Annotated in this window: 17 protein-coding genes, 2 tRNA genes and 1 pseudogene; 13 read left to right on the top strand and 7 right to left on the bottom strand. The window is 62.4% G+C overall.

Features of this window, described 5'->3' with window-relative positions:
• Positions 1–266: 266 nt before the first annotated feature.
• Positions 267–929, bottom strand: coding sequence for an FMN-dependent NADH-azoreductase (locus NKH98_RS16065; RefSeq protein ID WP_352899734.1), 663 nt, complete (start codon positions 927–929; stop codon positions 267–269).
• Positions 930–1,027: 98 nt separating this feature from the next.
• Between NKH98_RS16065 and NKH98_RS16060 the strand changes: the two genes are divergently transcribed.
• Positions 1,028–1,891 (top strand): LysR family transcriptional regulator, encoded by an 864-nt coding sequence (locus NKH98_RS16060; protein ID WP_352899732.1) that lies wholly within the window; start codon positions 1,028–1,030, stop codon positions 1,889–1,891.
• A gap of 263 nt (positions 1,892–2,154) precedes the next feature.
• Here NKH98_RS16060 and NKH98_RS16055 read toward each other — a convergent pair whose 3' ends face one another.
• Entirely contained in the window at positions 2,155–5,529 is a 3,375-nt protein-coding gene (locus NKH98_RS16055; RefSeq protein WP_352899729.1) for an AsmA-like C-terminal region-containing protein, read from the bottom strand.
• A gap of 96 nt (positions 5,530–5,625) precedes the next feature.
• Here NKH98_RS16055 and NKH98_RS16050 point away from each other — a divergent pair, with 96 nt between their 5' ends.
• From NKH98_RS16050 to NKH98_RS16010, 9 genes and pseudogenes are all read left to right on the top strand, one after another.
• Entirely contained in the window at positions 5,626–6,093 is a 468-nt protein-coding gene (locus NKH98_RS16050; RefSeq protein WP_352820831.1) for a peroxiredoxin, read from the top strand.
• 138 nt (positions 6,094–6,231) lie between these two features.
• The gene (locus NKH98_RS16045) at positions 6,232–7,524 is read left to right on the top strand and encodes a M23 family metallopeptidase (RefSeq protein WP_352899726.1); all 1,293 of its coding nucleotides are present in this window, start codon (positions 6,232–6,234) and stop codon (positions 7,522–7,524) included.
• Positions 7,525–7,541: 17 nt separating this feature from the next.
• A pseudogene (locus NKH98_RS16040) lies at positions 7,542–7,943 on the top strand (ABC transporter permease); the annotation flags it as partial.
• A gap of 121 nt (positions 7,944–8,064) precedes the next feature.
• On the top strand, positions 8,065–9,231 hold the full coding sequence (locus NKH98_RS16035; protein ID WP_352506457.1) for an ROK family transcriptional regulator: 1,167 nt from the start codon (positions 8,065–8,067) through the stop codon (positions 9,229–9,231).
• On the top strand, positions 9,228–9,992 hold the full coding sequence (locus NKH98_RS16030) for an ATP-binding cassette domain-containing protein (protein ID WP_352477330.1): 765 nt from the start codon (positions 9,228–9,230) through the stop codon (positions 9,990–9,992). Before NKH98_RS16035 ends, NKH98_RS16030 begins: the two co-directional genes overlap by 4 nt.
• 39 nt (positions 9,993–10,031) lie before the next feature.
• Positions 10,032–11,072 (top strand): sugar ABC transporter substrate-binding protein, encoded by a 1,041-nt coding sequence (locus tag NKH98_RS16025; RefSeq protein WP_352899723.1) that lies wholly within the window; start codon positions 10,032–10,034, stop codon positions 11,070–11,072.
• Between the two features lie 162 nt (positions 11,073–11,234).
• Complete coding sequence (locus NKH98_RS16020; RefSeq protein ID WP_254817612.1) at positions 11,235–12,230, top strand: ABC transporter permease; 996 nt, start codon at positions 11,235–11,237, stop codon at positions 12,228–12,230.
• The gene (locus tag NKH98_RS16015; RefSeq protein WP_352899721.1) at positions 12,227–12,997 is read left to right on the top strand and encodes an SDR family oxidoreductase; all 771 of its coding nucleotides are present in this window, start codon (positions 12,227–12,229) and stop codon (positions 12,995–12,997) included. Before NKH98_RS16020 ends, NKH98_RS16015 begins: the two co-directional genes overlap by 4 nt.
• Positions 12,994–13,650 carry a GNAT family N-acetyltransferase gene (locus tag NKH98_RS16010; RefSeq protein ID WP_352899718.1) on the top strand — a complete coding sequence of 219 codons (657 nt, stop codon included), beginning with the start codon at positions 12,994–12,996 and terminating at the stop codon, positions 13,648–13,650. Before NKH98_RS16015 ends, NKH98_RS16010 begins: the two co-directional genes overlap by 4 nt.
• Positions 13,651–13,851: 201 nt before the next feature.
• Here the strand turns inward: NKH98_RS16010 and NKH98_RS16005 are convergent, their stop codons facing one another.
• Together NKH98_RS16005 and NKH98_RS16000 are read right to left on the bottom strand one after the other, a co-directional pair.
• The gene (locus NKH98_RS16005) at positions 13,852–14,178 is read right to left on the bottom strand and encodes a hypothetical protein (protein WP_254817609.1); all 327 of its coding nucleotides are present in this window, start codon (positions 14,176–14,178) and stop codon (positions 13,852–13,854) included.
• A gap of 673 nt (positions 14,179–14,851) precedes the next feature.
• A tRNA-Val gene (locus NKH98_RS16000) sits at positions 14,852–14,927 on the bottom strand.
• A 217-nt stretch (positions 14,928–15,144) separates the two neighbouring features.
• Between NKH98_RS16000 and NKH98_RS15995 the strand changes: the two genes are divergently transcribed.
• Positions 15,145–15,221 (top strand) — tRNA-Asp (locus tag NKH98_RS15995).
• A gap of 235 nt (positions 15,222–15,456) precedes the next feature.
• On the opposite strand, the gene rbsK is transcribed toward NKH98_RS15995, so the two are convergent.
• Genes rbsK through NKH98_RS15980 form a run of 3 tightly spaced genes read right to left on the bottom strand, consistent with a single transcriptional unit; the run spans position 15,457 to position 17,945 of the window.
• The gene (rbsK, locus tag NKH98_RS15990) at positions 15,457–16,398 is read right to left on the bottom strand and encodes a ribokinase (RefSeq protein WP_352899715.1); all 942 of its coding nucleotides are present in this window, start codon (positions 16,396–16,398) and stop codon (positions 15,457–15,459) included.
• 4 nt (positions 16,399–16,402) lie between these two features.
• Positions 16,403–16,855, bottom strand: a complete 453-nt coding sequence (locus tag NKH98_RS15985) for an RbsD/FucU family protein (RefSeq protein WP_023674665.1) — start codon at positions 16,853–16,855, stop codon at positions 16,403–16,405.
• Positions 16,856–16,886: 31 nt separating this feature from the next.
• On the bottom strand, positions 16,887–17,945 hold the full coding sequence (locus NKH98_RS15980; protein WP_352899810.1) for an ABC transporter ATP-binding protein: 1,059 nt from the start codon (positions 17,943–17,945) through the stop codon (positions 16,887–16,889).
• Between the two features lie 293 nt (positions 17,946–18,238).
• On the opposite strand from NKH98_RS15980, the gene NKH98_RS15975 reads away from it, so the two are divergent.
• Both NKH98_RS15975 and NKH98_RS15970 read left to right on the top strand, forming a co-directional pair.
• Complete coding sequence (locus NKH98_RS15975; RefSeq protein WP_352899712.1) at positions 18,239–19,903, top strand: ABC transporter substrate-binding protein; 1,665 nt, start codon at positions 18,239–18,241, stop codon at positions 19,901–19,903.
• A gap of 128 nt (positions 19,904–20,031) precedes the next feature.
• On the top strand, positions 20,032–21,153 hold the full coding sequence (locus NKH98_RS15970; RefSeq protein ID WP_352899807.1) for a carbohydrate ABC transporter permease: 1,122 nt from the start codon (positions 20,032–20,034) through the stop codon (positions 21,151–21,153).
• Positions 21,154–21,158: the final 5 nt, after the last annotated feature.

Genomic DNA, 21,158 nt, shown 5'->3' with positions numbered 1-21,158 from the left:
ACCGGCTGCTCGTAGAAGCGAGATCTATACAAGCTGACATTAAGTTCCGCGCGAGCAGCCTCCTGATCTGATCCAAAACGGTCCTTGCCGGGACTGATCCATTGCCTGAAAGCGGACGTAGGTAGAATCGGTGCGCCTGCCCCGGCTTAGGCGACGTTGCGGACGTCCGTTCTCCAAAATTGTTACGCCCGGTGGACGGGGATGCACGTGCAAGCTGGGGTCAGAACGGGTTATCAACGCGCTTGTCCGCAGCAAGCGCTTCATAATCATGCAATCGCCTCTGTTGTGCGTGACAGGAGGTCTTCCGCCAGCCGTGACGCGGCCTCTCGCGCATCCTGGCGAGCCGCATGATCAATATCGGGTCCAAAGAGGGTCTTCTGGATGATTAGACTGCGGACATCTTCGATACCGATGAAGCGCAACCACGCTTGTATATAAGGTTTTTGAAAGTCGAAGCGCTGCGCCGGAGTGATGGATTGCGACGCATAGTCGAGACCTCGCGCATAGACGACCACTGCGATCTTATCCCTGAGCAGTCCTCCGAACCCGTGTTCAGGATCGAACGAGAAAAGGATATCCTTCTGCGATACTAGGTCGATGAAGTGCTTGAGCTTGTAGGGAATGCTGAAATTCCACAGAGGCGTCGACAGCAGGACAATATCCGCCCAGTGCAGTTGTTGCGCCAACTCTTGCAATGTGGCCCATGCCTGCTGTTGAGAAGGGGTAAGCGGCGTGCCGCTGAGCCCCGCATATTTGGCCAACATCGCGTCCTCACCGAATTCGGGGAGGTCGACATCCCATAGGTCGAGCGTTGAAATCTCCAAGTCGGGTCGCCGAGCACGATAGGTTTGAACAAAGGCGTCGGCGACCTCACGCGAGGCGGAACGCTCCTTGCGGGGCGAGGAAACGATATGCAGTAGCTTGGTCATGGACCACCCTTGCTCATTGTGACGAACCACATTGCGTCATATTTCAATTCGATATAGAAATTGAGATTATCGATGATATTAATAATGGATCAGAATATATGTTGGAATTGGTCCTGCTCAGGACGTTCGTCGCCGTGTTCGACGAGGGCGGCTTCAGTCGGGCAGGAGCGCGACTGAACCTTACGCAGTCGGCCGTCAGTGGGCACCTGCGCCGTCTCGAGGAGCAGGTCGGAAAGCCCTTACTCAACAGGACGACGCGCTCGCTGGAGATGACACCCGATGGCGAGCGCCTGCTCGCCTATGCCCGGGCGATGCTCGCCCTTAACCGGGATGCTTTGGCCGATCTGGCGCAGGCACCCTTTCACGGCAGGGTTCGCGTCGGCCTCTCGGAAGACTTCGCACAGGTCCCCATCCTTCGCGCCTTGCAGGCATTCGGCGCTGATCGCCCCGGATTGCAGGTCGAGGTGCAAGTCGGGATTCCGAGTGCGCTCCTCTCGAAGATGAAGGAGGGCAACATCGAACTGGTGCTCGGATCACAATGTGAGGGTGAGGAGATGGGGCGCCTCCTGTGGCGCGAGCCTCTTGTCTGGGCATGGGCGGATCGTACCGGCGTGAATCTTCCGGACCCGCTGCCGTTGGCTGTGTTGCCGGAACCTTGCCCCTACAGGGAAGTTGCTCTTGAACGGCTTGCCAAGGCCGGGATCAGCCAGCGCACGGTGATGATCTGCGCAAGCAACTCCAGCCTGAGGGCGGCTGCCATCTCAGGCTTTGCTGTAGCGCCGATGATTGCCAGTCAGCTGAGAAACGGCCTGGTCAGGGTACCCGAAATCTACGGTCTGCCAGAGTTACCAGAAGCGGAGTTCAGGCTATTTGCCGCATCGAACGGCGATACCTCCGTCCTCGAAGAACTGGCGGAGGCCATCATGAATGCCGTTCCTCGAAGGCACGCTGGCGAGGAGTGATCCTGAACTCGCACCGACGTCTGCTTTATGGCTAGTTCCGAATGTCCAGAAATGGCGCAACCGCGACCTCCATCATGGTCACTAACTATGTCTGCTGTCAGGCAATGGTAACAGTCACCTCAATGGCCGAGATTGCGGCGCAAAGCGGCCATTTAAGCCCGGGCTGACGTCAGTCGCCTTTGGATCATGGGCGTGAATTCGCGGGCGGACGAGCGGCCGCTTGAGATCAAAACTCGGTCGCTCGAGGTAATTGGGTTTTGACCTCACCGATACTCGAAGATCGACCTGAAAATCCCGGGCGCTATCACCGATAGCGGATTGACCTCCAGGTTGGGCTTGTTGGCGTTGCCCTTGAGCCTGTAGGTGACGCCGATCAGGCCGCGGTCGCGGCCGTTGCCGAGCAGCGCGCCGATCAGCGGCAGTTCGCCGAAGATGCGGTTTACGCCGTAGGCCGGCATGAACGTGCCGGTCATGTCCATGTTGTTGTTCTGGTCGTAGAGCGTGCCCTGGAAGGTGGTGCCGATGCGCGGGCCGCGCAGCACGCCGTTGCGCAGCTTCAGATAGCCACTGCCCTTGTCGATCTCGCTGAAGCCGCGCTCGAATTTCACCCTCGACGTGTCGAGATTGCCTTTGACCGCCTCGTTGAGGCTGCGGCTGTCGCCGGCCGGCGTCGTCGACACGATCGAGGCGAGCTTCGGCTCGTTGACGACAACGAAATTCCTGGCGTCGACCTGGCCCTTCATCGGCCCGTCGCCGGCCCCGGTGAGCGCCAACGTGATCGAGCCGCCTTCCATATGCTCGTAGATGTTGAGGAAGCGCAGTATGGCGCCGGCGTCGGCCGACTTCATGTTGAGCGTTCGCAGGCCGCCGCCGGTCGTGTTGCTGACGGTGATCGCGGCTCCCGAACTTGCGGTGGCGCTCACCTTGAGCCCGTTCACTCTGGAGCCGGCGGCGCTGTAATCGAGCTTCAAATTCGACAGCACCTCGTCGTGGAAGCCGGTCAGGGAGCTGACGTCGGCGCTGACCGAGATCGCATCGACGCCGGTGGTCTTGGTCGCGGTATCGACATCGGACGTGAATTGCTTGATCAGCGAGCGTGCGTCCAACGCGCTGCCGCTGACCTCGACCGCATAGGCCTTGCCCGACCGCTTCACCGAGACGGCGACGTCGTCGCCCCTGTTCAACGTGACCTTGCTGAACCGGGCCGAGGACAAGGCGCCGTTGACCAGCACGGCGCTGCCGTCGATGGAGAAGGTCTTGCCGTCGAGTTCGAAATTGGACAGCGTCGTGGTGTCACCGGTCTTCGCCATGGCGAAGACGACCTTGGCGGGAATGCCGGGGCCCTTGCTCCAGCCGGCCCAGGGAATGTCCAGCCTGGCATTGGTCAGGTCGGCCGACACGTTCTGGTTGCCGGCGCCGCTCTTGTCGATCGCCACCTTGATGGTTCCGGAAAGCAGCGTCGACAGGCCAGGCATGGCGGTGGCGCGCGTCTTGTCGTCGAGCACCAGCGCTACTTTACGACTGCGCGGCGGGCCGCCATCCCTCAGCGGCTCAATCAGGTCGAGCTCGGCCGGAATCCCGTTGAGCAGTGCCTTGGCCGAGATCACCGCCCGGTCGGGCGCGACCGTGATCGAGCCGTCGGCATGGCTGACCGTCTGGCCCTCGAACGGCTTGGTCAGCGACAGGTCCTTGTAGTCGAGCGCCACCAGCCAATCAAGTTTGGACGAGTCGACACCGGACTGCAGCGGAATATCAGCCTTGACGTGGCCGGTCACCGTGCCGGACAGGTCGTCCGGCAGCAGGCCGACATGGCGCATGGCGTTGATCGGGTCAAACGATGCCAGTTCGGCGATTGCCGGCGCCTCGCCGGCGACATCGATGTCGAGCGCGCCGATCACCGGCGGATGGTTCGCCGCCTTGACGGTGAGCGTGCCGTTGCTTGCCGCCACGGTGCGGCCGCTCGGTATATAGACGCTGCCCGACGACAGCGCGACGTCGACGTCGTTGCCGTGGAAGCCGACGACGCCGACGGCATCGCGGATCGGCGGAATGCGGCCGGCCGTATCGAAGCGCGATCCTTCGACCTGGAACCGGCCGAACACTTCATTGGCGGAAAGCGGCACGCCGTTGCCGAGCCGTCCGGGTACGACCTGGAACTGCAGGCTGCCATCGACGACGCGGCCGCCGAACAGGTTCTTAAGCACCCACAGCCTGGCATTGCGCGCCGAAAACCACGGCCATAATTGCTTGACGTGCGAGACCGGCATGTCGTGGACATTGAGCGCCACCGATATGCCCGGCGCCTGGTTGGCGACGAATGAAACCGAAGCCGTGCCCAGCACTTCGCTGCCGGGTCCGGACCGGACGCCGATCTGCTCGGCGATCAGCTTTTGGCTCGTCGGCTGGTAGACGCCGGCAATACGGGCGATGAAGCTGAGCGCCGGCTCCGGCGAATCCGAAGGCGCCAGGGTCGAACCGTCGCTGGTCAGGTCGTAACGATAGGATGGCTCCTCGCCGGCTGTGCCGGTAGCCGGCTTCGGCCCGATCGAACCGGCGAAATCGAAGGTCGAGCGGCCGGTTTTCAGCAGCAAACTGTCGACCTGGATCTTGTTCGACCCGGCGACGAGCGTCGCATCGAGATCGATATCGGCCGGAAGCAGGCCGCGCGAACCGAGATCGAGCACCGATCCGGTCAGCGACAGGGCAGCGGTCAGCCGCGAACCGTTGTCGCCGGTCCCTTCCGACCCCGCCAGCTTCAAGGCGATCGCACCCAATTTGCCACCTGCCGCAGTGTCGGCGTCCGCTGCCTGGATACTGGCGTCCAGCGTGGTGATGCGTCGCGTCGCCGGATCGCGGGTGGCGGAAGCGGCGATGGTGAGCGCCCTGCCGTCGACATCCGCGTCGGATGAAAACTCCATGCTTCCCGGTCCCGATTGCGAGACTGAGGCGTCGGCGATGGTGACCGACTCGACCGATCCGGCCTCGGGCAGTGCCAGCTCGACGTTGCGCAGATCGATCTGGCGCATCGAATCCTCGCGCACCGCATCAAGCGCACGGTTGAGGTTGGCGAAGACGGCGGCGGAAAGTTTTTCCGGATCGATGAGGCCGTCCTGGTTGCGCAGCTCCGCCGTCCAGTTACCGCCGGACGGCATTGCCGCCATGACGATGTGCGCGTCGGAAATCCGGGCGCTGGTCAGCCGCACCTCGCCCGAAAGCAACGGGATCAGCCGGATGCCAAAGCGGACCCGGCCGGCGTCGGCCATCGGTGTTCCGTCGGCGGTCTTGAGGCTGACGTCGCTGACCTGCAGCGCAATGAAGCTCGACCCGTCAAGCGTCAGCCGGGCCGGCCCGACGGCAACGTCGACATCGAAGCCTGCCAATTTCTCGATTGCCGTTTCGGCTTCCGCGCGAAGCCGCTCCGAGCCGAAGCCGGACACGCCGATCGCGTAGACGCCGGCGGCAGCCAGCAGCACAAGGGCGACGAGGCCGGCAAACAGCCGCGCCATCAAACGGACGCCGCGACCAATCGACGCCTGGCCGAGCGGCGGGACGCGGCACGCGGACGGAAAGGTTCCCAGGTCGGTGATCTCGTCACGCCTGAACCTGATCTTCTCGTGCTGCGGTAGCTCCTGATCCACGCAATCTTCCGTTGAAACGAATTCGATCGTGGACGAATCCCCGCTCGACATTATATCGGTGCAGCCTGGCGCGTAACTTCAAACAAGGGCATCGGTATGGCTGACCTCGACGTGGGCGATGTTGCGCCGCAATTCGATCTTCCACGCGACGGCGGCGGTTCACTCAGCCTCGCCGCAGTGCTGGGAAAACCCATCGTACTCTATTTCTACCCACAGGACGACACCACTAGCTGCACCAACGAGGCGATTGGCTTTTCGCAGTTGAAGCCAGAGTTCGAAAAGGCCGGCGCTGTCGTCATCGGGCTCTCGCCGGACAGCGCCAAGAAACACGACAAATTCAAGGCGAAGTACGATCTGAGCGTCGATCTTGTCGCCGACGAAGAGCGCAAAGTGATCGAGGCTTACCATTTGTGGGTGGAAAAGAAGCTCTACGGCCGCACCTATATGGGAGTCGAGCGGGCGACGTTCCTGATCGGCCGCGACGGGCGCATCGCCAGGATCTGGCGCAACGTCCGCGTCAAGGGGCACGCCGAAGAGGTGCTGGAGGCGGTTCGCGCGCTTTGAGAGCTGCGCCAGGCCGTTGCAATGCGATACCCGTTTTACGCGAAGACCTTTGCCTGTCGTTCGATCCGGCAAAACTTTGTTAACCCTAATAATGTGTAATCAGGCTCGTCGTTGGTGTCGTAACGAAAGCTTGGTCCCGTGAACGTAGCCAGTCAGTCAGCGGTCTTCGGCAGACGCAAAGAGCCCCACACGGTCATCATCGCCCGGGGCGACCAGATAAGGCATTTCACCATACGCCCGTGGCTTGCGGCATTTTGCGGCTCGGCGCTGGCAGCGATCGTCATCGGCTACCTGCTGGCGACCTCTTATCTGGTGCTGCGCGACGATCTGATCGGCGCCACGACGGCGCGGCAGGCGCGCATGCAGCAGGCCTACGAAGACCGCATCTCGGCACTGCGCAGCCAGGTCGACCGCATCACCAGCCGCCAGCTACTCGATCAGCAGCTGATGGAAACCAAGGTCAGCCAGCTGCTGGAACGGCAGAGCCAGCTCAGCCTGCGTCACGGCCGCCTCGGCCCGATCCTCGAACGAGCCGAAAACCAGGTCGCAACGCCGCCCGTGCCGACGGCAAAGCCGGACGAACATGCCGACGCGACCGGCAGCATCCAGCCGATGGCCTATTCCGTCGCCAGCCTTGCTGCCCCCCTTGCCGCTCCTGTGGGCGTTGACGACACCAGGCCGTTCTCACTGTGGTCGACCCGCGCCGATCCGCTGCCGAGCGAAAGTGCGGCCGACCGGGCGGACAAGCTCTTCGTTTCGATCAACAACTCGCTGAAGGCCATCGAGAGCCAGCAGCTCACCCGCATCGCCACACTTGCCGACAATGCCTACAAAAGCGCCGACGCGATCTCACAGGCGCTTGAGGCCGCCGGCCTGCCCGTCGATAGCGAATTCGAAAAGAGCGACGTCGGTGGCCCGCTGATACCACTCGACAGCTCGTTGGTCTTCGACAGCCAGGTCAAGGAGTTGGACGAGGCTCTTGACGCGCTGGATCATCTTAAAAAGGAAGCGCGGCGGCTGCCGCTCACCAACCCCGCGCCCGGCCATAGCGTCACCAGCCCATTCGGCGTGCGCACCGACCCCATCCTCGGTACGGCCGCCTTGCATTCCGGCATGGATTTCAGGGCGCCGATCGGTATGCCGGCCAAGGTCACGGCAGCCGGCGTGGTCGTCAAGGCCGGCTGGAACGGCGGCTACGGCCGCATGATCGAGGTCGACCACGGCAACGGTTTTGTGACGCGTTACGGGCATCTCAGCGAAATCGACGTCGCCGTCGGACAGAAGCTCGATGCCGGAGACATCATCGGCAAGACCGGCAACAGCGGCCGCTCAACCGGCCCGCATCTGCATTACGAGGTCCGCCACAACGGCGAGGCAATCGATCCGCTGCGGTTTCTGACCGTCGGCAAGAAGGTCGAGCGGTACCTCTAGGGAGCCGGGCTGCTCCCTTCGGGCTCGGCATGACGCCGAAGATCGTGATCGCGGCGGTGATCTGCTTCTTCCCGACGCTGGTCAACATGATCCGCGGGCTGGACTCGGCCAGCGACAACGAGCACGAACTGTTCCGGGTGCTGTCGGCCACGCGCTGGGAGATCTTGTGGAGCCTGCGCCTGCCAAGAGCATTGCCGATGCTGTTCTCCTCGTTACGAATCGCTTCGGCCACGGCCGTGATCGGAGCCATCGTCGGCGAGTGGATCGGGTCGGATAAGGGCCTCGGCGCGCCCATCATCCAGGCGACCTTCAACTATCAATCGGATCGGCTCTATGCGGCGATCGTGCTGTCGTCGTCCTTGTCAATCGCGATCTTCGCAATCGTGGTTCTGCTGGAGCGCCGTGCCATCCGCTATTGACCATGCCTCTGAGCGGCCATCCGCCAGGTTCGCTCTGCACGGGCTGTCAATTTTATTTTTGAATTCCATTTGACTGAATAAATCTTCAGTGCCAGTCTAGCCTCTCTCGGGGGCACAAGGCATGGCACTGCGGGGAACCAATCAGGAGTTCGGGCGGCCGTATAATCGGCGCATCGTGCTCGAATCCATCCGCCTTCACGGACCGATTGCCCGCGGCGACATTGCAAGACGCGTCGGGCTCACCGTGCAGACGGTGTCGACCATCGTTCGCGAGCTGGAAGAGCACGGTTACGTGTTGTCGCTGCGCGAAGAGCCCAAGGGGCGCGGCCTGCCACCGGCGACGCTGCGCATCAATCCGGAAGGCGGCTATGCAGTCGGCATCCACGTCACCCCGCTGGGCATCAATGCCGCCCTGATCAACCTAAGCGGCGATGTTATCGAGAGCACCTACCGCGAAGCCCCAAATGCAACGCCCGACCACGCTTTCGACCTGATCGGCGCCATGGTGCTCGAATTGACGGCATTGCGGCCCGGTGGCCGCGTTCTCGGCATCGGCATGGCGCTGCCCGGACCGTTCGGCGTGGAGTCCATGAGCTTTGTGGGGCCGACCACCATGACCGGCTGGAAGGATGTGGCGCTGCGCGAGCGGCTGGCCGCCTCGACCGGGCTGCCGGCCTTTTTCGAAACCGACATGGCGGCGGCGGCTATCGGCGAGCGCCTCTACGGCCTCGGGACGGCATATTCCGAATATTATTATCTCTATTTCGGTGTCGGCCTCGGCGGCGTCATGGTGCATGATGGGGCCGCATTGCGCGGCGCCTGGGGAAATGCCGGCGAGATCGGCCACATTCCCGCTGTGCCGGGCGGCGAGCCGTGCCCGTGCGGCAATCGCGGCTGCCTCGAACGGTATCTCTCGCTCGAGGCGCTGCGGCGCCGCAAAATCGCCGACGCTGAGTGGGTGAGCGAGATTGCGCCGATCTTCCGCAACGCCGTCACCATCATCGAAAACCTGTTCGACCCCGAAACCATCATCCTCGGCGGGCTGGCGTCCACCGACCTGCTCGAAAGGCTTGCCGGCGCGGCCGCGCACCTGCCCAATTCGGTCTCGGCGCGAAGCGATCGCACGACGCCCCGCGTCAGCGTCGCACGCGGCGGCCAGCATGCGGTGTTGCGCGGTGCCGCCGCACTTGCCGTTTCGGGGGTGCTTTCGCCGCGCTTCGGCCAGATCTTCACCGCCGAACGCGAACGCGGTCGGGATCTCTTGCATAACAAGGGGATCGCGGCATGAGTGAACCGCTGCTGGTGCTCGACAACGTCGCCAAGAATTACGGCGCCATCGAAGCGCTGAAAGGCATCAGCTTTTCGATCGGCAAGGGCGAAGTGGTGGCGCTTCTGGGCGACAACGGCGCCGGCAAATCGACGCTGGTCAAGATCATTGCCGGCGGCCTCGAGCCGACCTCCGGCCGCATGCTGTTCGAAGGCAAGGAATTCCTGGCCAAATCTCCCGCCGAGGCCAAGGCCGCGGGGATCGAGACGGTCTACCAGGACCTGTCGCTTTGCACCAACGTCGACGTGGTCGCCAATTTCTTCATGGGCCGCGAGATCACCAGGAAGGTTCTCGGCATTCCGGTACTCGACGAGCGCGCGATGGAGCAGGTGGTACAAAAGGCACTGGCCAGCGCCGGCACCCGCATTCCCTCGCTTCGCACCAATGTCGAGCATCTTTCCGGCGGCCAGCGGCAGGCCATCGAGCTCAATCGGTTCGTGCATTTTGGCGGCAAGCTGGTGCTTCTCGACGAGCCGTTCGCGGCGCTCGGCGTCGAGCAGACGCGGCGCGGCCTCGACATGATCCGCCAGGTGGCGAGCCAGGGCATCGGCGTCGTCATCATCACCCATATCATGCAACAGGCCTTCCAGGTCGCCGACCGGATCGTGGTGATCCGGCAAGGTGTCGTGGCTGGCGACGTCGCACGCAACAAAACAAGTCCCGATGCGGTGATCAACATGATCACCGGAGAGACGCTCGCCGGTGCCGGACCGGCGAACTGAGGGACAAATGAGGGGTCCGGCGCAAGAGGAGCGAACGACATGAAGAAAATACTTCTTTCCGTCTTCGGTATCCTGGCACTGGCCTTTGCCACGCTCACGCCGGCATTCGCTCAGTCGAAGGGCACCGTCTACTACATGGTGCCGACATTGCTCGATGAGTTCCAGACCGGCTCGGTGAGCGCGCTGGAACTGTTCCTGAAGCAGGTCGGCTACGAGATGAAGACGCTGAACGCCGACAATAAGACCGACGCTCAGCAATCGCAAATGAACGACGTCATCGCGCTGAAGCCGGCGGCGATCATCCTTGCCGCCGTCGATTTCAATGCGCTGAAGCCGTCGGTCGAGGCGGCCCGTGCCGCCGGCATCCCGGTCGTCGAGTTCGACCGCCAGATAACCTCGACCCCGTCCGACTTCACCTCGGTGGCCGGAACCGTCGAGATCGGCTACGTCGCCGCCGATCAGGCGCAAAAGCTGCTGACCACGAAGAACGGCTCGGTGAAGGGCAAGATCCTGCAGGTGCTCGGCGATCCGGGCGACCCTTACACGCTCGACATCCAGAAGGGTTTCGAGGAGAAGATGAAGGCGTTCCCGGACGTCAAGATCATCTCGCTGCCGGCCATGCAATGGGAGGCCAGTAACGCGGGCACCATCGTTGCCGACCAGATGCTCGCCAACCCCGACATCGACCTGATCTTCAGCCACGCCGCGCATCTTTCGGTCGCCGCCGTCGCCTCGCTCGAGGCCGCCGGCAAGAAACCGGGCGACGTCATGCTGATGAGCTCGAACGGCGCTCCGGTCGGCCTCGACCTGATCCGCAAGGGCTGGCTCAATGCCGAAGTCGAGCAGCCGCTCTACGCCCAGGCTGCGGCGGTCGCGATGTTCATGGACAAGGTGGTCAACAAGCAGGAGATCAAGCCAGGCGAATATGACGTGCTTGGCCTGAAATCGACCCTGACCAAGGAAGCGTGGGGGCCGAACATCAAAATCCCCGGCGCTGCGATCACCAAGGAAAATGTCGATAACCCGGCCTTCTGGGGCAACATGAAGCCGCCGACCGAAACCATAAAGCCGGTCGAATAGCAAACTCGCCAGAAGCTCCGGGCCATGCCGGCCCGGAGCCCTGCCCTGCAGCTCCGGTGCGTTCGAACGGACGCGCAAGGGAATGCTGCAGCAATTTTCAACCGCGCCTGATAGTCCGAAAACCGGGTGGTTTTTCGGGGTCGGCGCCAACCGGATCCTGAGATGAACCCCCGCACGCGCCAAACCCTCGAGTTCATCCTCGACAATCTCGTCTGGTTCATGCTGGTCTTCGTGCTGGTGGTCTTTTCCATCCTTATCCCGAACTATTTTCAGCTCGGCATTTTCGCGAACATCATCGAGGCGTCGAGCGTGCTCGGCGTCATGTCGATCGGCTTGGCGCTGGTCATCATCGCCGGCCATATGGACCTGTCTGTCGAATCGGTGGCGGCGCTCAGCGCCATGGCGGTCGGCATTCTGTTCTGCTCGTCGGGCATCGGCCTTGGCATCCAGTTGCAGCCGCAATGGCTGATGGTTCCGGTTTCGCTGCTCATCGCGCTTGCCGTCGGCGGCCTCATTGGCGTCATCAACGGCTACCTGGTGGTGAAGGTGAAGATGAGTGCCTTCATCATCACGCTGGCCTCCTACATCTGGGTGCGCGGCCTGGTGCTGGTCATTTCCGGCGGCCGCTCGGCACAGGACCTTGCGCCGGCAATCCGCTGGTTCGCCATCCAGCGCCTGGGCGGCCTGCCGCTGACCGCCTGGATCGCCATCGCCTGTTTCATCGTCTTCTCGCTGATCATGGCCAAGACGCCCTTCGGCCGGCACCTGGTCATGATCGGCGGCAACGAGACTGCGACCTTTCGCGCCGGCATCCGCGTCAACCGCAACTTGGTCATAGCCTTCGTTCTCGCCGGCGCCATTGCCGGTCTTGCTGGCTGGCTGCTGGCAATCCGCACCTCCGGCGCAACTGCCAATCTCGGCGTCGGCCTGTTGTTCAATGCCTTCGCCGCGGTTGTCATCGGCGGCGTCAGCCTGAAGGGCGGCGTCGGCACCTTGCCCGGCGTCTATGCCGGCGTGCTGCTGCTCTCGGCCATCAACACGGCGATCAATTTGATGGGCCTGCCGGCCAACTTCACCCAGGTGATCCACGGCCTTCTGGTGCTCGCCGCCGTGCTGCTCGACGCATTCAAGCAGACCATTCGCCAGAGGCTGGCATGACCGGCCGTCTGGAAGATAAGGTCGCGCTGATCGTCGGAAGCGCACGCGGGATCGGCAAGGCGATCGCACAGCGCTTTGCCGAGGAGGGCGCGAAGCTGGTCCTGGCCGATACCGAGGTTGAGGCCGGGCAAGCGACTGCGGACGAGCTTGGCGCCGCCTTCATTCGCACCGACATCTCGCAGATGGCCGATGCCGAGGCTGCTGTTGCACTGGCGCTCGACCGTCACGGCCGGCTCGACATCATGGTGCAGAATGCCGGAATCTATCCTTGGCAATTGCTGGAAAACACGAGTCCCGACGATTGGGACCGGGTCATGGCGGTGAACTTGCGTGGCAGCTTCATCGCCGCACGCGCGGCGCTGGTGCCGATGAAGGCACAGCATTTTGGCCGCATGCTGTTCACCTCCTCCATCACCGGCCCGCACGTCACCAGCCCCGGTCATGGCCACTATTCGGCGACCAAGGCCGGTATCAACGGCCTCATCCGTTCGGCGGCTCTCGAATTCTCGGGGTACGGCATCACCGTGAACGGCGTCGAGCCCGGCAACATCCTCACCGAAGGCATAGAGCAGCATCGCGGTGCGGTCTTCATCAAGAACATGGAAGACGCCATCCCGCTCGGCCGTCTCGGCAGCCCACGCGATGTGGCCAATGCCTTCCTGTTCCTGGCCTCGGATGACGCCGGCTACATCACCGGCACGACCATCATCGTCGACGGCGGGCAGCTTTTGCCCGAGGGCAAGGATTTCCGGCTGCTACCGCCGTGATCCTCGATTTCGGCGGCGGTTTCTTCCTGCGCCGGGCGACCGCCGCCGATCATCCGGCACTTGCGATGATCTGTCTCAAGACCGGCGATGCCGGCAAGGACGCCAGCGGCCGAGAGGACGACCTGGACCTGCTCGGCCTGCTCTATACCATTCCCTACCAGGTCCTCGAACCTGATCTGGCCTTTATTATCGATGGCCCCACAGGTGCGGCCGGCTATCTGCTTGGCGCAGCCAAAACAGCCGCTTTCAATGCTAGCCTGGCATCAGACTGGTACCCGGAGCTGCAGCGGCGCGTGGCAGCCCCGGGACCCGACAGCTCACGCTGGCGCGGCAGCGATTGGGCGCGGCACCGGGTCCATCATCCCGATTTCGCTGTTCCGCCTGCGCTGGCGGCCTACCCGTCGCATGGCCATATCGACCTGTTGCCGCAAGCGCGCGGGAAAGGCATCGGCAGGCGCGCGATGGCCTTCCTCGAGCAGCGGCTTGCCGCGAGCGGCTCGACCGGCATTCACCTCGAAGTCATGCCGGAGAACGATGCTGCGCTGAAGTTCTATAAGGCGATTGGATTTGAGGTGGTGCAGGACGCTGATTCATCGAAGAGTTGTGTTTATGTGGCGAAACTGATTGCTCACGCTCCGGCGATTGCAGGCTGATCTGCGACAAGCCAATCGCCCAAGTTGCAAAGAACCGGGAGGCCGATGGAAGTACAATGCTGCCGTTCTGCAGCAGCCAGTTACCCCGTGTGAACACCTTTGCCGCGGGAACGAAACCTTCCTCGAGTGGTCCACCGCAGACACGAAAGTCACCAGCATCAACACAGTGCGGGGCTAATTCGAGTGTTGGCGGAGCGGCTACTAGTTCACTGTGGGCGGCAGGGGAACATTCGCGACCGTTTCCCCGGCCACGATCGAGAACACATAAAGCAGATAGATCGCTAACACCAACAGCGCGAGGAATGAGCCGCTGGCCAAGATTCCCGCAATCGTGGCGCGGCGATACGGTTCGCCTTTTTCCTTCTTGAAGGTGTCTTCTGCGCTACGGGTTGTCTCCACAACCCGTTCGCCCGGAAGCCGGTTTCCTTCGGCCTCCTTAGATATCTTATCGGCGAGATCTCCTGCGATCACCGCATCATCCGGAAGATGACTCGCAAGCCATCCAGGAATATTTTCGCGCCCACCCATGCCCATGTGCAGTAAGATTTTAGCTTTCTTTTGTGCTCCCTTAAATTACTGTAAGCTTTAACTTTCGGCAATCGTTTGCCACCCAAGGAGCCAGCAGATCAGACTTAGGTCCCATGGGAAAGACAAGTTCGATCAGACCAAAGTCCTACTGTTTATGCGCCCACCCCGGACCGTGAAGCGTTTGGGAGCGGAGATACCGCAACAAACCACGAAACCACTAGTTGCGTCGATCGCTGGTTTGTTTGCCGGGACAACTCAGTATCGAAGGGTCCATCTGCACTACGGGGGGACCTTAGCGTCGACAGACCACGTGCCTGTTAGCCAATCTCGATACCATCACTCTCGAGAGGCCTGCCCTGGCTCTGCGACCTCTTCACCAGTGAATGTGACGCCTCGATCAGCCGACGCGATACGGCGATCGTGTAGCGAAGCTCTTCAATCAGCGCGGTTCCGTGTTCAGTGGCCTGACGAGCACGTGCTACTTGGTTATTGTCAGGCTTCCGAGGGAATTCTTTCACGGTCTTTCCGATGCGGCGGGGCGATCAAGCGGAAATGATAAGCGATGCCAGATAGTTGCGTCTACCAACCGCCAGTTGGACGATTTTCTGACAGTGCAGGCGTGTGAACCGGACATTGCAAAAAGACAATGCCTGAATGAATACGTCGATGGAAATGGTGGGCGATGACGGGCTCGAACCGCCGACATCTTCGGTGTAAACGAAGCGCTCTACCAACTGAGCTAATCGCCCGCTCCGGGGCGGACCTTTAAGCAGTTAGGACCGGCTTCGCAAGGCCAAATGAACGGCCAGTGGCTTGGCCGGGAGCCGGTTTCGGCAACAAAGTTCGGCTTGTCAAAAAACCTTCTCCTGTTTGCTGTTATGCTGTCCGGGTCCGCTTGACACCCGGTGGCTTACCCCTTATCCACCGCCCCAACGACGAACACGGCTGACACGTGCTCGTCCATGCGCGGGTGTAGCTCAGTTGGTTAGAGTGCCGGCCTGTCACGCCGGAGGTCGCGGGTTCGAGCCCCGTCACTCGCGCCATTTCTCCTTAGGGCCACGTGCCCTTGATGTCGGAGAAATGTCGACGTTGATTTGTCAAAAATCATCTTCTTTCGTGACCCAGTCCAGGTCCATTCCTTTCGAATTCTGGCATTGATGCTCATCCATCGACCTGCCTGCCTGTTTGTGGTCAAGCCAGAAGACAATAGCTTCTCGGACAAGAGTCGGGTCTAGCCCATTCGCTCCGGCTTACAGTCTCATCCCGCAGCGCCGGGCTTCACCCCTTGGCGAGCAGTGCCTCGACTTCCTGCAGCGTCGGCATGGACGGCGCGGTGCCCGGGCGCGTGACCGAGATGCCGGCGACGGCGCAGGCGAAGCGCACCGCCTGCAGGGGTTCGATCCCGCTCGACAGCGCGGCGGCCAGGCCGCCATTGAAGGCGTCGCCCGCGCCGGTGGTCTCGATGACCGGGCCGGCGGCGACCGCTGCGACATGCTCGGAACGGTCGGCCGTGTGCAGCAGCGCGCCCTTCTCGCCGAGCGTCACGACGACAGCGCCCACGCCTTTCCCCAGCAGACTGTCGGCGGCACGGCGGGCATCGTCGATGGAGGACACCTTGATGCCGGTCAGTTCCTCGGCCTCAGTCTCGTTCGGCGTCACATAGTCGCAAAGTGTATAGATGCGGTCCGGAAGCTTGGCCGCCGGCGCCGGGTTGAGAATGGTGGTCACCCCTGCCCCGCGCGCGATCTCCAGCGCCCGCATCGCCGCCTCGATCGGCTGCTCAAGCTGGGTGACGAAGACGCCGGCCGCGCGGATCAGGCCGGCATTTGCCTCGATATCGGCGGGCGAGATCAGCATCGCCGCACCGGGGCTGACGATGATCGCGTTGTTGCCGCTCGTCTCCTCGATGAAGATATAGGCGGCACCGGTGTAGCTTTCCGGCGTGTCGATGACGGCGCTCTTCACGCCGGCATGCGACCAAGTCTGTCTCGCCATATCGGCAAAGGGATCGACGCCGAGGCGGGTAAGGAAGGTGACATCGGCGCCGAGCCGGCCGGCTGCCACCGCCTGGTTCGAGCCCTTGCCGCCGGGGCCGAGCGTGAAGGACGTGCCCAGGATCGTCTCGCCCATCCGCGGCTGGCGGGCGGCGCGGTAGGCCGTGTCGGCGACGAAGACGCCCAATATGACAACCGGCTTCATGACGATCGGTTTCGCCGGCATGCCCCTACTCCGCATCCGGTGGCACGACGCCCTTGCGGAAGGCAAAACAGCCATAGAAGCGGCGCTCGCCGGTCTGGATGACGCAATACGCCTTCTTGGCGCGTTCGTAGAAGGCGTAGCGCTCGACCGAGATCATCGGCCAGGCCTTGCCCTCGGCGGCATCGATCTCTTTTTGTACTTCCTGCTGCACGGCGGGAATGTCGTCCGGCTTGCCGACGATCTCCATGCGCGCGGCCGCGTCGTCGACGAAGGTGTCCAGTGGATAGAGCGAAAGCACCGCCTTGACCACGTCGGCCGCCGACGCGTCGATGCGCAGCAGCCGGCCAAGCACGGTCTGGCGCGCCACCGAATCGGACGGGAAATTGGTGTCGGCGATAATCAGATCGTCGCCGTGGCCCATCGCCCGCAGCGCCTGCAGCACATCGGCATTGAGCAGGGGATTGATTCCTTTGAGCATGGTATTCCTCGCGAAGTTTGCTGGGGCGAAATCAGAGACGCTTGCCGGTCTCTGCGTCGAAGAGATGCACCTGGTCGAGCCGCGGTTTCAGGTGCAGTGTGTCGCCCGGCTTGAAGTCGTGGCGCTCACGGAACAGCGCCACCATCTCGCCTTCGCCGAAGCGCAGGAACACCAAAGTCTCGGAACCGGTCGGCTCGACCACCGAAATCTTCGCCGGAACACCATCTGGATGGATTTCGAGATGCTCGGGCCGCACGCCGTAGACGACATTGCGGCCATCTTCCGCGGCACTCTTGGCCGCAATCGGGAACGGCGTCCCGGCGATCTCGACGATGGGCTTGTCGCCCTTGCGCACTACGCCCTTGAGCAGGTTCATCGAGGGCGAGCCGATGAAGCCGGCGACAAACAGGTTGGCCGGCCGGTCGAACAATTCCAGCGGCGCGCCGACCTGCTCGATGCGACCGTCGCGCATCACCACGATCTTGTCGGCCATGGTCATGGCCTCGATCTGGTCGTGAGTGACATAGATGGTGGTGGTCTTCAGTCGTTGATGCAGTTCCTTGATCTCCGTGCGCATCTGGACACGCAGCTTGGCATCGAGATTGGAGAGCGGCTCGTCGAACAGGAACACCTGCGGGTTGCGCACGATGGCGCGGCCCATGGCGACGCGCTGGCGCTGGCCGCCCGAGAGTTGGCGCGGATAGCGCTTGAGGTAGGGATTGAGGTCGAGGATGTCGGCGGCCCGCTTGACCCGCTCAGTGACCACCGCCGGGTCGGTTTTGCGCAGCTTGAGAGCAAAGGCCATATTCTGCTCGACCGTCTTGTGCGGATAGAGCGCGTAGTTCTGGAACACCATGGCAATGTCGCGCTTGGCCGGCGGCAAATGGTTGACGACGCGCTCGCCGATGGCGATGGTGCCGCCGGAGACCGTTTCCAGCCCCGCTACCATCCTCAGCAACGTGGATTTGCCGCAGCCGGAAGGCCCGACCAGCACCACGAACTGCCCGTCGGCGATGTCGACGCTGACATCGTGCAGAACCTTGACGGTTCCGAACGCCTTGGCCACATTGCGGATCGCGACTTGAGCCATCATTCCCCCTTTGGTTGCCGTGAAGCTAAACAACGCAAACGGCGAGGGCAAGTCGGTCTCTTATAGATAAAAAACCCATTCACGTTGACACCGCACTTCGTTGTGCGAATAGTGACAGAGTCCGGCTTATGACCCTGTTCCGGGCGCACCGGTACGCTTGTCCGGTACTGAATGCCAAGCGTCGCGGGAGGGAGAATTCGGGCCGCTATTTACGGGAGTCGCTGTCGTTGGGGAACATAATCGGCGCTCCACCATCTAAACCAATTCACAATTGACCTTCTGGGAGGAACGAGATGAAAGTCAGCCTTTATAACCAACTTGTCCGCGCCGGGGCCACCCGCCGCGACGTGCTGAAGGGAGCGGCCAGCATGGCCGCCCTCGCCGCGGCGTCTGGCGCCGGGCTTGGCGCCCTGACGCGCCCGGCCGCGGCCGCCGATGACCTGCGCGCGCAGATCCTGCAGATTCCGGGCGTCGGCAAGGGTCAGCCGACCGATGCCGATTTCCAGCAGGTCGGCGAGCTTTGCCTGGGAGCCACCAAGGCCAATGTCAAGGAAGGCGAATTCGCCGGCGTCGAACTCACCTTCATGGGCCTCAACAACCAGAACCTGCACAATGTGCTGTTTCGCGGCTTCCTGAAGCCGTGGGAGACCTATACCGGCGCCAAGATCAACTGGATCGACCTGGCGCAGGCTGACTACAATCCGCGTCTCCAGCAGGCGATCGCTACCAACACTATCGACTTCGACATTGTCGAAATGGGCGCACCGTTCGAAGGCGACGTCTGCGGCAAGGGCCTGACTTCGGAGATGCCCGACTGGGTCAGGACGCAGATCGACATGGACGACCTGGTGGCCTATCTGAAACCCCCCGTCGGCACATGGAACGGCAAGCAGTATCGTGTGACCGTCGACGGCGACGCGCATAATTTCAACTACCGCACCGATGTGTTCGCCGATGCCGATCTCGCCAAGGCCTGGAAGGATGGGGGCGGCGAAGGCGAATGGGGCGTGCCGAAGACCTGGCAGCAAGTGCAGGCGGTTACCAAGTTCCTCAAGGGCAAGCAGGTGAACGGCCAGGACGTCTATGGCTATCTCGATGCGCCCAAGCCCTGGGGCGGTTTCGGCTTCTACTTCCTCGGCAGCCGCGCCAGCGCTTACGCCAAGCATCCCGACGACAAAGCCTGGCTATTCGATCCGGACACCATGAAACCGCGCGTCAACAACCCGGCCTGGGTGCGCGCGATCCAGGACGTGATCGATGCATTGCCTTCCGAACCGCAAGATCAGATCAATGCCGACCCGAACCAGACCTGTTTCTCTCAATTCCTCGGCGGCACCGGGTCGATGCTGGTTTGGTGGGGGGACGCTGGCTCGAACGTCAAAACCAACGACTCGTCGGTCGTAGGGGACGTCACCGGCTTCTCGATCCTGCCGGGCTCGGACGATGTCTATAACTCCAAGACCGGCCAGTGGGACAAGCTCGCCAGCGGCCCGAACCATGCGCCGAACTGCGCCTATCTCGGCTGGGGCGTCTACGTCATGGCGCGCGTCGACAGCGACGAAAAGAAGAAGAAGGCCGCCTGGTCGGCCGCCGCTCATCTCGGCGGCAAGGACCTGTCGCTCTGGTGCGCGGCCTATCCGTCGGGTTTCCAGCCCTACCGCAACTCGCATTTCAACATTCCGGAATGGGTGGCGGCGGGCTACGACGAAGCGTTCATAAGCTCATATCTCAAGTCGGAAGCCGACAGCTACAACCATCCGAACGCGGCGATCGAGCCGCGTATCCCCGGCATCTTCCAGTACTACAGCGCCGCCGAGGACATTTTGGCCAACACCTTTGCCGGCAAGATGAAGGCGCAGGAAGGCGCCGACGCCATCGCAGCCGCCTGGGAGAAGCTGACCGACCAGATCGGCCGTGACAACCAGATCAAGCTCTACAAGGCCTCGCTCGGCATGTAGGCTGAGATCGTGAAACTTGGTCCGGCAGCGCAAAGCCGCCGGACCTCCGCTTGACCGACTTGGCCTCGACCGGCTCGGCCGGTCATCGAGCCTCCTGTGAACGGGCAAGACGCGTGGCTGACCGGACCCTGGCTGACCAGACTTTGTCGACAAGTGAATGGCCGGCAGGCGCCGTGCCATCCGACCTGATACCACGGAGCCGCAAACGGCTTGGCTGGGCGCTGATGGCTGCTGCAACGCTCGGCCTTCTGGCGGTGATCGTGCTGCAGATCCTTTACAAGAGCGATGTCGACGCTATCGGCTTCGAGAGCTGGCGGCCGGTGGTCTACGCCTATGTGCTGTGGGGTGTCGCACTCGGCATCGGCCAGGTGCTGACGCGCGGCGAGGACGGCCAGCGCGCGCTGTTCCTGCTGCCGGCGCTGCTGTTCACCATTGCCATGGTGATCTTCCCGACCCTGTTCGGCTTCTACATCGCGCTGACCGATTGGAACCTCAGTTCTTTCAGCGGCCGGAAGTTCAACGGGCTCGACAATTTCTGGCAGATGCTGAACGATGCCTATTATCGCAACGCGCTGTTCAACATGGTGCTCTACGTGCTGGCGGTGTTGGTCGAATATGTGATCGCCTTCGGCCTGGCGCTGCTGCTCAACGCGCAGATCCGGGCGCGAAAATTCTTCCGCGTCGTCTTCCTGCTGCCGCTGATGCTGTCGCCGGTAGCGGTGTCGTGGATGATCGGCAAGTCGTTGATGGAATACCGCTTCGGGCCGGCCGCCACGCTGGCGCGGCATCTCGGCTGGGAAAACCCGGCCTTCTTCTCCAACCCGATCACCGCCCGCATCTCGATCATGGTGCTCGACGCCTGGACCTTCATCCCGTTCATGATGATCATGCTGCTCGCCGGCCTGCAGGCGATGTCGCGCGAAGTGCTCGAGGCGGCGCGTGTCGATGGCGCCAACCCATGGCAGACCTTCTGGCAGGTCACCTTCCCGCTGATGCTGCCGGTCTCGGTGACGGCAGTCATCCTGCGCATCATCTTCAAGCTGAAGCTCGCCGATATCATCATCACCGTCACCTCCGGCGGCCCGGGCGGCGCGACCGATTCAGTGTCGAGCTTCATCTACCGCGAATATCGCGATCGATCGAATGTCGGCTACGGCACGATGCTGGCGATGGCCTATTTGATCATCATCATCGTGTTCGTGACCTGGCTGCTGAAATTCGCCAGCCGCTTCGTGCGCAACGTCAACTGATCGGG

The sequence above is a fragment of the Mesorhizobium sp. M0833 genome (assembly GCF_040319905.1).
In the GTDB taxonomy this organism is placed as follows: Bacteria; Pseudomonadota; Alphaproteobacteria; order Rhizobiales; family Rhizobiaceae; genus Mesorhizobium.
This window is presented reverse-complemented; position numbering and strand designations above follow the sequence as displayed.